Here is an 11,852-nt window from a genome sequence, read left to right as displayed (position 1 = left end):
ACACTCGTCAGGCTTGCAAGCCGATTGCCCGCGAAAGTTGCCGATTATGCAGTAACCTATGTAAATCCGTCCGCTTATTCAGAATATTGTCTCGCCAGTTAGGCATCAATAACCTATCCTATTTCTTATCTTTGACTTAGTTTCTTACTAAACTAGTACATGAAAAAACAACTGATTACCCTCGTTGCCCTTATGGCAATTCCGGCTATCTCCTTTGCCCAAACAGCCGACGAAATCATTGACAAGAACATCGCAGCAATGGGCGGAGCCGATAAAATTGCGGCTGTTAAAACGCTGCAATTTGACCAGAGTATGAGTATTATGGGCATGGATATGACCGGCAAAACAACCGTTGTTGTGGGTCAGTCCCTTCGTAACGATATTTCGGTAATGGGCCAGCAGATCACGCAGGTTGTTGATGGCGACAAGGGTTGGGCCATCAATCCGATGCAGGGCGGGTCGGCTCCACAGGCGCTACCTGAAGATCAGGTAAAAATCCAGAAAGGGAATGCCTATATCGTTGGTGCAGACTTGGTGACTGCAAAAGCTCAAAAGTATCCGGTTGAGCTGGTTGGCAAGGAAAAACTGAACGAAAAAGACGTTTATAATATCAAAGTGACACGGCCAGAAGGCGTTGCCAACTATTATGTAGACGCAACAACTTACCAATTGAACGGCATGAAGGCAATCGTTAGCATGCAGGGCCAGTCGGGTGAGGTTAAATCACAGTACAGCAATTACAAAACGGTTGATGGACTAACCGTTCCTTCTACTATTGAACTCAATAGCCCAGCTATGCCTGGTGCGATTACAATGACTATATCGAACATGGTATTTAACCCTAAAGTTGATCCATCCATCTTTGCAATGCCCAAATAATTAATTTCCAAGTCTAGCACTGAAAAGAGACGCGTAAACCGCGGCTCTTTTTTATTGACCGAATATTCATTCGAAAAACGTCGCCTTTACCACAGTAAATACCGATATTTGAGAATTATACAATCTGATTCTCATGCAACTTTCCTCTCTACTTAGCACTTCTGGTCGAACGCTGGCACTCGTCGTTGGCGTTGTCACCGTACAAGCCCAGACACTCTCAGGCTTTGTTCCAGCCCGACAGGCCGCCCAGGTCAAACTCGAAACCGAGTTCAAAACCAAACAATCACCAGCGGCATTTAAAAATCACCTCGAAAAACTGAGCAGCGTTCCGCATATCACTGGCTCGAAAGAAAATGAACAGGTGCGCGATTACATTGCCGAAACCATGCGAAAAGCGGGTTGGCAGGTAGACATCTACCCGCACGACGTGCTGCTCCCTAAAGGTCCCGGCGACATTGCCGTTGAACTGGTCGAGCCCGTTCGTCAGCCACTGAATATCAAGGAGTTTTTGTTCAAAGAAGATAAATATAGCGGTGACCCGCGGCTAACGCCGGGCTATAATGCCTGGTCGGGGTCGGGCGATGTAACGGCCGAAGTCGTGTACGCTAATTACGGGCGCAAAGAAGACTTCGAGCAATTAAAGGCGATGGGTATATCCGTAAAAGGCAAAATCGTACTGGCTCGTTACGGTGGTAACTTCCGGGGCTACAAAGCCCAGTGGGCACAGGCGGCTGGAGCGGCTGGGGTTATTATTTTCACCGACCCCGCCGACTCTGGCTACATGGTTGGCTTAACCTTTCCCGCCGGTCCCTATTATAGCGAAAGTGTCATTCAGCGGGGTTCGTTACTAACAACGCCTTATACCGGTGACCCATTAACTCCTGGTGAAGCAGCTCTGCCGATGGACGCCAAAAATACGCCCAAACGGCTCGCTATGGATGCTGTTGGATTACATAAAATTCCCGTGACACCCCTCCCGTATGGTTCGGCAACCGAGATTCTAAAACGTATGACGGGTGCCAAGGCGGTTCCGGCGGGCTGGCAGGGTGGCTTACCCTATACCTATCGGTTGGAAGGTGGCCAGGATCTAAAAGTCCGCCTGATGGTGAAACAGGAAAATACGATTCAACGCATTTATCAGGTGGTCGGCACACTGACCGGTGCCGAGTTTCCCGACGAATGGGTCATTGCGGGTTGCCACTACGATGCCTGGTCATATGGCGCAACTGATCCCAACTCAGGTACAGCTATGCTGTTAAGTATGACCGAATCGATGGGTAAGCTGGCGAAAGCCGGACAACGGCCCCGACGTACGATTAAAGTATGCCATTGGGATGCCGAAGAACCGGGTGTAATTGGATCGGCGGAGTGGAGCGAGCAGTTTCGTGATGAGTTAACGCAGAAAGCTGTTGCCTATATGAACTATGATGCTGCGGTGTCGGGTCGAACGTTTGGTGCCAGTGCGTCGCCGTCGATGAAAAAGCTGATTATTGAAGCCACGCAAACGGTGCAGTATCCAGACTCCAACAAAACCGTTTACCAGCACTGGATGGGGCATAAAGTTGGTGGTGGTACGAATCGTGTAACGGGCTCATCGGCCCCAGCAATGGTCGTAGGTGAACCAACGATTGGTAATCTTGGCGGAGGCTCCGATCATATTGCGCCTTATATGCACATCGGCATTCCAGCCTTGAGCGCGGGCGTGTCAGGGCCAACCCTCTATCACTCCCAGTATGACGACCTATATTTCTACGACAAATTTGCTGACCCTACCTATAAAATGGGGCCAATGATGGAACAGGTTGTAGGCACCATGACCCTCCGGCTCGCCAACGCGGATCTTGTCCCCTACGACATAGCCCGTTATCCAGCCGATCTGGAAGTCCATTTGAAAGCGGCCGAAAAAGCTATTCAGGCGTATGCGCCAACCTATTCAATTTCTCCCCTGCTCAGCGCCGTTGCCGACATGAAAAAGAACGCTGATGCCTGCGAACTGGCCCGGCAGAACTATTTAAAAACGGGCCGGACAGATAAACTGGTGGAGCTAAACAAAGAGCTTCGCTTGCTGGAACGGTCGTTCATTGATCCGAAAGGAAACGCTTTTGGCGCCTGGTACAAATCACTGTATGCCTCATCTGACCCGAACAGTGGCTACGCATCCTGGATGTTACCCGGCTTGCTTTACGAAGCCTCCCTGAAATCGACAGCGAATCTGCCTGACCTGGAAGTTCGCTACAAAAAAGCGATTCAGACATTGAGTGATAAATTGTTGGTACTCTCCCAGGGAATGGGTAGTCCATCTGCTGTGGGCGGAGGAAAATAAACTATAGTCGATTTAATGAGTAGCCTTATATCACAGTCTGGAACTGCGGTATGGGGCTACTTATTTTTTAGCTTTCTATACGCTTTATCATCTACGGCTATCCATTGGCAAACTTTTTGTTAATCAATGCCTGTATTCGATACCGTAGCGCAACATGGTAAAGCAGTTAGTCAAAATCAGTATATGTCAACTCTGGCTAGTCTGGGTTTGTGGATATACAGCACAGGCCCAACTAACAGCAACTCGATCACTCGTTGACCCGATTGCTACTTCCTGGGCCGATATAACTGTTCGGGTTATGACTAAAGCGCCTAAGAATACCCCTACCTACGGTTCCCGAGCCATTGGATACCTGGGCCTAACCATGTACGAAACCGTTGTGTATGCCTCCCCTAGACACCGGTCGGTTATTCGAAAATTGTCGGATACCCTTTCGTTACCCAAACCCGATCTCAGGAAAACTTATTGCTGGGAGCTAGCCTTAAATGCTGGCCAGGCCTATATGCACAGGGCCCTCTATGGATATACGCAAAAAATGCAGCCAATTGATTCGCTGGAGCAGGCTATCCATCAAGTGTATGCATCCCAGCTTAATCCTGAAGTTGTTGAGCGTTCTGAGCAATTTGGTAAAGCTATTGCCGCAAAAATCTACGAATGGTCGAAGAGTGATGGTGGACATGAAGGCTATGAGCGCAACTTCCCTAAAGAGTATAAAAGACCCGTAGGTGCTGGTTTATGGGTACCTCCTGTGATCGGGCAATCGAATACAAAAATTCCAATGCATCCAACCTGGGGCCAGAATCGAACATTTTCTCATCGGAATAGTCAGTTGCCTTTACCCAAACCCCTGGCCTATTCAACTGATACAACCAGTCAATATTACCGATATTACAAAGAAGTATATAACCGAAAAATCTCGTTAACCGAAGCCGACCGGTCTATTGTTATGTGGTGGGGAGATGACCCAACGGAAACCTGCTCTCCTCCTGGCCACTCGTATAATCTGGCTACCATTGCCATCCGGAATAGTCATGTTGATTTGGTCAAAGCAGCCGAAACCTACGCTCGTGTAGGTATGGCAGTAGCTGATGCATTTACCTGCTGCTGGAAAGTAAAATTTACTTATATGGTAGAACGGCCTTCGTCGTTCATCAAGAAAAGCATCCTCCCGAATACCACTTGGTTTCCATGGCTTCCTTTCTTCCTGGAACCGCCTTTCCCTTCGTTTTATTCAGGCCACGCTGTGCAATCGGCAGCTACGGCTACCGTATTGACCGAACTGTATGGCACTAGTTTTTCATTTACAGATAATACCCACGCCAAACGGCCGAAAACAATCTATCAGGCGCAAAATCCATTACCCGCCAACCCAAATCCGTCTACTTATTCTGATTATTATCCGACTTATACAGACTACACGTTAACGTATGAAGCCCGGCATTATGCTTCGTTTTGGGATGCGGCTCAGGAATGCGCTAACTCACGCCTGATGGGTGGTATTCATACCCGCTATGATAATGAAGTGGGCTTGGCTGAAGGCACGAAGATTGGAAAGAATATAAACTCGCTTCGATGGCATTGAACAAACCATCGAAGCGAGTTCTTTAGACAGCTTTCGCTGTTGGTTTGGCATGTTCTGGCTTTAGAACAACCACATCCCGAACAATTCCGCCCGCATTGAGCTTTTCCACCATTTTATCCAACAAGGGAGTAGCCCAATTGGGAATGTACTTGTCGGTGGTTTCAATGAGCACTTTGGGAAAATCATATAAAGCACGGCCTAATCCGAATTGTACCGCACAGCGTTTCATAGCGTCACTGATTCCTCCTTTTACCGGCTCAACGCTGGTTCTGCTGGCTCCGTCGGTTTTCCGAATCATTTCGCCACCGGGCAGAATAGCGGTGATTGTACACAGGAATCCGCCTTCGATTTCCTTGATTTCATTTTGCCAGCCCGCCCAGCCAAACTGATCATCGAACCGCTGCATCACGCACCGATTGGTGATATAAGGCACCACAATGATCTTCTGACCATCCTTAGTCTGACTTTGCACCCGCCACTCAATTTCTTGTACGGTGAGCGGGGCGGTTAATACGTTTAGATCCATTTTTTTTGTTGTTTACTTGTTAATTACTCCATCATTTTCAGCAGCTCATTCAGTTTCAGCAAGGCTTCAATGGGTGTTAGCCGGTTCACGTCGATGGTTCGTAACTTCTCCTTGATGGCTTCTGTTTTTGGGTCGCTAGATTCGATGATCCGTAGGGCCAACTCACGCTCCTGTGGCACAGCCTGCCGAATGTTTTCTTTGTTCCGTTCCCGATCATGCGACGACTCCAGTTGTTTCAGTATCTCATTGGCTCGGTTCACGATCTGAGCGGGCATACCGGCCATTTGCGCTACGTGAATACCAAAACTGTGTTCCGAGCCGCCCTCTTTCAGCTTCCGCAGAAAAATCACTTTGTTGCCCAGTTCCTTTACCGCTACGTTGTAATTCTTGATACGCGAATTATCAGAAGCGAGGTCGTTCAGTTCATGGTAATGCGTAGCAAACAGGGTTTTGGGTCGACAGTCGGTTTTGTTGTGCAGGTATTCGGCAATGGCCCAGGCAATCGACACGCCATCGTACGTACTGGTGCCCCGCCCGATTTCATCCATCAGTACCAGGCTTCGTTCGCTGAGGTTATTCAGGATACTGGCCGTTTCGGTCATTTCGACCATGAATGTACTTTCGCCCCGCGAGAGGTTATCACTGGCCCCTACGCGTGTAAAAATCTTGTCCACAATTCCGATTTCGGCCGACGATGCGGGCACAAAACTTCCCGACTGCGCCATTAAGACAATCAATGCCGTTTGCCGCAACAGCGCCGATTTACCCGCCATATTTGGGCCGGTTATAATGATAATCTGTTGGGTTTCATCATCCAGATAAATATCATTCGGAATGTAATGTTCACCCGGAGGCAGTTGCTGTTCAATTACCGCATGCCGACCATCCTTGATATTCAGAACTTTGCTTTCGTTGATCTGGGGACGAACGTATTTGTTCTTCACCGCGATACGCGCAAACGACGACAATACATCAAGCACCGACAACACGCGGGCATTCTGTTGAATAGCCCCTACGTATTCGCCAGCCGCCAGAACCAGGTCGTTGAACATCCGGGCTTCGATTTGAAAAATCTGCTCCTCGGCGTTCAGGATTTTGTCTTCGTATTCCTTCAGTTCAGGTGTGATATAGCGTTCGGCATTCACCAGGGTTTGCTTCCGAATCCAATCTTCGGGAACCCGGTTTTTATGAGCATGCGTAACTTCCAGATAATAGCCGAACACCTTGTTATAGGCCACTTTGAGCGAGGTGATGCCCGTCCGTTGTACTTCCCGCTCCTGTAGCTGCAATAGGTAATCTTTACCGGTGTAAGCAATGGTTGTCAGTTCATCTAACTCAGCGTTAATCCCCGGCTTAATCATCCCACCCTGATTCGAAAGAGCCGGAGGATCTTCACGCAGTTCAGTTTCGATACGATCCAGCAAGAATGCGACCGAATTAAGCTGGTCAGCGTATTTTTTCAAGGACGGTGACTCATTCTGACTTAAGGCCGTAATTAGTAACTCCTTGATGGGCAAAACATGTTGTAATGACCGCTTCAGTTGTAGTAACTCTCGGGGTCCAATCCGCCGAACCGCCACCTTCGAGACCAACCGTTCGAGATCGCCAATTTGACGCAGATGACCAAACATGGCATCGGCCAGATCAATATCGCTAACCAGCAGTTCCACCATGTTGAGCCGCTCATCGATCAGAGCTTTCTCCTTAAGAGGCAGGCTCAGCCATTTGCGGAGTAGTCGTGCACCCATCGGCGTAACGGTCTGATCCAGAATCTGAATCAGCGGCACACCTCCCTCCTGCTGGGCGGCAGTTAATTCCAGGTTACGAATCGTGAACCGATCAAGCCAAACGTAGCGATCTTCTTCAAGCCGCGTAACACGGGTAATATGCTGAAGGTCTTTGTGTTCAGTTTCGTTGAGGTAATGCAGGATAACACCTGCGGCAATAATGCCGTCGGGCAATCCTTCAATACCAAATCCTTTCAGTGAAGTTGTCTGAAAATGCTGTTTCAGGAAGTTATAGCCAAAGTCGTAGGTAAAGGCCCAGTCTTCGAGCGTATACGTATGAAACTTATCGCCGAACAAAATCCCAAACTCCTGCCGATTGCGCTTGCAGTACAGTACCTCGGATGGATTGAAGCTTTGCAGCAGTTTATCGACATAAGCCGAATTGCCCTGCGAGGCCAGGAACTCACCCGTCGAAATATCCAGAAATGATATACCAAAGGTGTCATCTGTCTTACCGAAATGCACAGCCGCCAGGTAATTATTCCGCCGGGTATCGAGAACGTTATCGTTGAATGAAACACCAGGCGTGACCAGCTCTGTAACACCCCGACGGACAATACCTTTAGCTAAAGCGGGGTCTTCCAACTGATCGCAAATAGCGACGCGCTCACCCGCCCGAACCAGTTTAGGCAGGTGTGTATCGAGCGAATGGTGCGGGAAACCGGCCAGTTCTTCGTTGGCTCCCCCATTGTTCCGTTTGGTCAGCGTAATACCCAGAATCTTGCTGGCCCGAACAGCATCTTCGCCGAAGGTTTCATAGAAATCACCAACGCGGAAGAGCAGCAATGCACCGGGATATTTGGCTTTAATCTGGTTATATTGGCGATTGAGAGGAGTTTCATTCTTCTTCGGTTGTGGCTTCGCTGCGGTGGCTGGTTTCACTGATTTTCGTTGGATTGTCGTAAACAAAAATAGTGATTTCCGGCGAGAAAATGGCTATTTTCCACCCTGCTTACAGATACCTCACCCCAAACAAATCAGCCTTATATGATAACTTCTGCTGAACCAACTCTCCCCCTGAAGGTTAGCTTCAACCCAATCATTCGAACCTATCTCTTATTGTATATAGCTTTCTTTCTGTGCATTTCAATCATTGGGATTGTACTGCTGCCAATCTGGTTTCTGGGCGTGGGCCAATGGTGGAGCCGTCACTATTTTCATAACCTGGAATGTGAGTTATCAGAGCGGTCACTACGCTTTAAAAAGGGCATTTTGGTACAGGTCGAAAAAACGATTCCGCTCGAAAACATTCAGGACGTTACGTTTGTGGCGGGTCCACTGCTCCGGTCTTTTGATCTTTGTATTTTAAAATTTGAAACCGCCGGTCAAAGTAAGAACCAGGCAAATGACATGGAACTGATCGGGATAATTGATGCCCAGAATTTCCGGACACACATTATCGAACAGCGACAAAAACTGATCGCTACCCGAAGCGCTCAAGCTCCAGTAGATACGGACCAGTTACTACTCACCGAAGTACGCGACACATTGCGCGACATTCGGCAATTGTTACAGGATAATTTGAAACAAACAAATGTGTAAACTCTTCTGCCTAATCCAACCACCTTTATGGCTATTGATAATTGTTCGTACACTTTTTCCGAAATCGCTCAAAATGTCTTACCAAGTTTAATGGCAAAGATGGGTGAATCAATGTCTAATCCCACACCAATCAATAAGCTTTACGGGAAAGGCAGTGGGATAAAAAGTCTTCTCAAAGAGTTAAAACTTCATGATGACTTTCAGAGTTGTTATGTTCTCATTGAAAATAAACAACCGTTGTATGTTGGGATTTCAAGACAAGTCTTTCGTAGATTATGGTATCATAGCCGTGGCACAACACATTATAGCGCAACACTTGATTATAGAATGGCTACTAAAGGCGTGACTACTAAGATATCAAGAAATGTCCGTATGAATGATGAAGAATTTAAAGCATTGTTTGATAAAGCTAAACAGCGAATTCAGAACTGTAGCTTTGCTTTCATTCAGATTAACAACGACTTAGAATTATATCTTTTTGAGGCTTACTGCTCAATAGAACTTGACACTTGGGAGTGGAATACCTTCCGAACTCACTAATGACTTAACTATCTAGATTACAGCAACTTAAACTTTGAGCATAAACCTCTTCCCAAATCCCGCTTCAAAAAGTACATTGAGCATAGCTGTCGAGAGTTCAATTTGGCCGCGCTCCAGTCGGGCAATCAGGCTCTTTTTCGTCCCTGTTTTTTGAGCCAACTCTTGCTGAGTGAGTTTGGCTAACCGGCGTTCTTCCTTGAGCATTTCGGCAATCATAAACGCACGAGCTTCCTGATCAAACTGGTCACGTTTAGAAGTACCTTGCGGGCCATACTGCTCTGTAAAATGGTCGTCTATGCTCGTTAAATAAGGTGTACTTGTTATAGTATCCATATTACTTAGTGTTTTTCTCATCAAAATAGAGGGCCATTAAATGCTCAGCCAGTTCAATTTCATTTTTGGGTGTCTTCTGTGATTTTTTCTGAAAGCCATTATATAGTACAACTAATTGACCTTCATCAAAGCAACAAAATATTCGATAGAGGTTCCCCTGAACTTCCACTCGTATTTCATACAACCCCTTGCTACCTTCAATATGCTTTAAAAATTTCTCCGGGATACGTTCAACATGCTGTAATAAATAAAGAACATAGTCGATTTTCTTCTGAACAGCTGGCGATTGGGCACTAAAGAATTCGTCAAAGTAATGTTTGTATCGGTACAACGTCCGAATTGGTGATTCCATCGCCAAAACTAACTATTTCAGACCTTATTCCGTTCTTTGTGCCTTAAGCCCAATTTATTTTTACCTATGCCTCCTCGTAAACTCTCCCTTGACGAACTCAATCGACTCTCTGTCGACGAATTTAAAGACACGGAGAAATTTCCTTACTGCCTGATTTTAGATGATATACGTAGCCTGAATAATGTTGGCTCCGTATTCCGAACCGCCGATGCCTTTCGTGCATCCAAACTTTACCTGTGTGGCATTACAGGCCAGCCTCCACACCGCGATATTACCAAAACCGCCCTGGGTGCTACAGAGTCTGTTACTTGGGAATACACTGCCGATGTAGCGGCTTTAGTAAAGCAACTACAGGCCGATGACTGGATAGTAGCCGCTGTTGAACAGGCAGAGGGAAGCACTTCGTTGAGCGATTTTTTACCAGAACTAAACAAACGTTACGCTTTTGTGTTGGGTAACGAAGTGACGGGTGTTCAGGATGAGGTTGTGCAACTAGCTGATTTGGTGCTTGAGGTTCCACAGTTTGGCACAAAGCACTCACTCAATATCGCGGTCACAACCGGAATTATATGCTGGGATTTCCTTCAAAAAAGATAGTTGAAAGCTTAACATTGGATTTTTGATTGTCCCACTTATTACGTATTTATTTGTAAATTTTTCCCATCGAATCACATGGCCAACAAAACCCTTAAAACCAAACAAAAGTCGCTGACATCCGAAATCGTTAGCTCCATTGAAACCAAACTTAGCGAAGCAGGCGCAGCTACAAAAAAAATGAAGAAGTCCATCGAGAAATCGGCGGAGAATCTGGCTAAGAAATTGGCTAAACTGATGCATAAAGCGGAAAAGAAAGCTGCCAAGCCTGCAAAATCTGCTGAAAAGAAGGTAAAGAAAGAGGTGGCGAAAGCAAAGAAAAACGCCGACAAGGCCGCTAAAAATGCCAAACGGACAGCAAAAAAAGCAACAGCGGCTGTAACAGAGGCAGTAGCTACTCCGGCTCCTAAAGCTATGCCGACCCAACGCAAACCTACCCCTGCTCCTAAACCGGCAGCCCCTAAGACTAGCCGTGCACCTCGAGCAAAAACCACAGCTTCACCCACACCAACTCCAGCCGAACCAACCTCTGAAAATGCCTAGGTTAGTGGGTTAATATCACCAATTTTGCAATAGCCCGTTTTTTAACGGGCTATTTTTTGTTGTCAATTATTGCATTTTAGACTATTTTCTTGTGACATTTACGAATTCTGTTCGTGTATTCTATATGTAAGCTTTCAGTACCTTAACTAACTCATAAAAGACAGCGTTATGCTGGGGCGTTCTATCCTCTACCCGTTAGCTGCTTTTGCTCTTGTGTTACTTATTATCATAGGCGCAATATTTAATGGAAACATTACATCCTTTTCGGATACAGGATTTGCTATGTCGTCTTCGCTACGGTGGATGGGCCTAATTGGGCTCGTGTTGATAGCGCAGGCATTAATGGGTTATCTGATCTGGTGGTTATTACGCCGTCAACAGCGAACGGTGGTTCAAACAGAGGTGCTCCATTCCATTGTGCATGAGTTCCAATCACCGATTACCGCCATACGAATGGCGGCCGATATTCTCGACTCGCCGATTGCCCGTAATCAGCCCGAACGGACAGAGAAATATGTACGTATCATTCGGGAAGAAACCGAGCGTCTTCAGCACCAGGTAGAAACTATGCTAACCCTGGCTCGGGCCGATCGAAACACGCTCATTTTAAATCCGGAACCCATCCAGATCCATCAACTCCTTCGTTCGGTAGCTGAGCGGCATGGCGATTACCTGACCTTAAATTTACCCAGCCATGATACGCATATCCTGGCCGACCGACTTCATTTGACTAACGTATTGTATAATTTATTAGATAATGCCGTAAAGTATAGCTCAGACGAGCCGCAGATCACGCTCCTTACAAAGACCAATACGGCATTACTACGCTATGCTGTGTAGCCATGCTGTCC

General features: G+C 46.9%; 12 protein-coding genes. 8 read left to right on the top strand and 4 right to left on the bottom strand.

Going from position 1 to position 11,852, the window contains the following annotated elements:
• The first annotated feature begins 159 nt into the window (after positions 1–159).
• The 3 genes from ACYVGO_RS31955 (at position 160) to ACYVGO_RS31945 (ending at position 4,784) form a co-directional block, all read left to right on the top strand.
• Positions 160–879: a DUF4292 domain-containing protein gene (locus ACYVGO_RS31955; RefSeq protein WP_460972789.1), complete on the top strand. Its 720-nt coding sequence runs from the start codon at positions 160–162 to the stop codon at positions 877–879.
• 133 nt (positions 880–1,012) lie between these two features.
• Positions 1,013–3,202, top strand: coding sequence for a M28 family peptidase (locus tag ACYVGO_RS31950; RefSeq protein ID WP_460972788.1), 2,190 nt, complete (start codon positions 1,013–1,015; stop codon positions 3,200–3,202).
• 154 nt (positions 3,203–3,356) lie between these two features.
• Positions 3,357–4,784: a vanadium-dependent haloperoxidase gene (locus ACYVGO_RS31945; protein ID WP_460972787.1), complete on the top strand. Its 1,428-nt coding sequence runs from the start codon at positions 3,357–3,359 to the stop codon at positions 4,782–4,784.
• Positions 4,785–4,806: 22 nt separating this feature from the next.
• Here ACYVGO_RS31945 and ACYVGO_RS31940 read toward each other — a convergent pair whose 3' ends face one another.
• Positions 4,807–5,310: a Rad52/Rad22 family DNA repair protein gene (locus tag ACYVGO_RS31940; RefSeq protein ID WP_142774448.1), complete on the bottom strand. Its 504-nt coding sequence runs from the start codon at positions 5,308–5,310 to the stop codon at positions 4,807–4,809.
• Between the two features lie 23 nt (positions 5,311–5,333).
• Complete coding sequence (mutS, locus tag ACYVGO_RS31935) at positions 5,334–7,979, bottom strand: DNA mismatch repair protein MutS (RefSeq protein WP_460972786.1); 2,646 nt, start codon at positions 7,977–7,979, stop codon at positions 5,334–5,336.
• 105 nt (positions 7,980–8,084) lie between these two features.
• Between mutS and ACYVGO_RS31930 the strand changes: the two genes are divergently transcribed.
• Positions 8,085–8,639, top strand: coding sequence for a PH domain-containing protein (locus ACYVGO_RS31930; RefSeq protein ID WP_460972785.1), 555 nt, complete (start codon positions 8,085–8,087; stop codon positions 8,637–8,639).
• A gap of 27 nt (positions 8,640–8,666) precedes the next feature.
• Positions 8,667–9,179 carry a hypothetical protein gene (locus tag ACYVGO_RS31925; protein ID WP_460972784.1) on the top strand — a complete coding sequence of 171 codons (513 nt, stop codon included), beginning with the start codon at positions 8,667–8,669 and terminating at the stop codon, positions 9,177–9,179.
• Between the two features lie 27 nt (positions 9,180–9,206).
• Here the strand turns inward: ACYVGO_RS31925 and ACYVGO_RS31920 are convergent, their stop codons facing one another.
• Positions 9,207–9,512, bottom strand: a complete 306-nt coding sequence (locus ACYVGO_RS31920; protein ID WP_460972783.1) for a helix-turn-helix domain-containing protein — start codon at positions 9,510–9,512, stop codon at positions 9,207–9,209.
• Position 9,513: 1 nt separating this feature from the next.
• Entirely contained in the window at positions 9,514–9,864 is a 351-nt protein-coding gene (locus tag ACYVGO_RS31915; protein WP_460972782.1) for a type II toxin-antitoxin system RelE/ParE family toxin, read from the bottom strand.
• 66 nt (positions 9,865–9,930) lie between these two features.
• On the opposite strand from ACYVGO_RS31915, the gene ACYVGO_RS31910 reads away from it, so the two are divergent.
• The 3 genes from ACYVGO_RS31910 (at position 9,931) to ACYVGO_RS31900 (ending at position 11,841) form a co-directional block, all read left to right on the top strand.
• Positions 9,931–10,461 carry a TrmH family RNA methyltransferase gene (locus tag ACYVGO_RS31910; protein ID WP_460972781.1) on the top strand — a complete coding sequence of 177 codons (531 nt, stop codon included), beginning with the start codon at positions 9,931–9,933 and terminating at the stop codon, positions 10,459–10,461.
• Between the two features lie 75 nt (positions 10,462–10,536).
• On the top strand, positions 10,537–11,001 hold the full coding sequence (locus ACYVGO_RS31905) for a hypothetical protein (protein ID WP_460972780.1): 465 nt from the start codon (positions 10,537–10,539) through the stop codon (positions 10,999–11,001).
• A 282-nt stretch (positions 11,002–11,283) separates the two neighbouring features.
• Entirely contained in the window at positions 11,284–11,841 is a 558-nt protein-coding gene (locus tag ACYVGO_RS31900; RefSeq protein WP_460972779.1) for a sensor histidine kinase, read from the top strand.
• Positions 11,842–11,852 lie beyond the last annotated feature (11 nt).

The organism is Spirosoma migulaei (genome assembly GCF_054776855.1).
Note: the sequence above shows the minus strand (reverse complement) of the source record. Positions and strands in the feature narration are given on the sequence as shown.

Coding starts and splice junctions, on each gene's coding strand:
- ACYVGO_RS31955 (WP_460972789.1), top strand. CDS start 160: ATGAAAAAACAACTGATTACCCTCGTTGCCCTTATGGCAATTCCGGCT.
- ACYVGO_RS31950 (WP_460972788.1), top strand. CDS start 1,013: ATGCAACTTTCCTCTCTACTTAGCACTTCTGGTCGAACGCTGGCACTC.
- ACYVGO_RS31945 (WP_460972787.1), top strand. CDS start 3,357: ATGGTAAAGCAGTTAGTCAAAATCAGTATATGTCAACTCTGGCTAGTC.
- ACYVGO_RS31940 (WP_142774448.1), bottom strand. CDS start 5,310: ATGGATCTAAACGTATTAACCGCCCCGCTCACCGTACAAGAAATTGAG.
- ACYVGO_RS31930 (WP_460972785.1), top strand. CDS start 8,085: ATGATAACTTCTGCTGAACCAACTCTCCCCCTGAAGGTTAGCTTCAAC.
- ACYVGO_RS31925 (WP_460972784.1), top strand. CDS start 8,667: ATGGCTATTGATAATTGTTCGTACACTTTTTCCGAAATCGCTCAAAAT.
- ACYVGO_RS31920 (WP_460972783.1), bottom strand. CDS start 9,512: ATGGATACTATAACAAGTACACCTTATTTAACGAGCATAGACGACCAT.
- ACYVGO_RS31915 (WP_460972782.1), bottom strand. CDS start 9,864: ATGGAATCACCAATTCGGACGTTGTACCGATACAAACATTACTTTGAC.
- ACYVGO_RS31910 (WP_460972781.1), top strand. CDS start 9,931: ATGCCTCCTCGTAAACTCTCCCTTGACGAACTCAATCGACTCTCTGTC.
- ACYVGO_RS31905 (WP_460972780.1), top strand. CDS start 10,537: ATGGCCAACAAAACCCTTAAAACCAAACAAAAGTCGCTGACATCCGAA.
- ACYVGO_RS31900 (WP_460972779.1), top strand. CDS start 11,284: ATGTCGTCTTCGCTACGGTGGATGGGCCTAATTGGGCTCGTGTTGATA.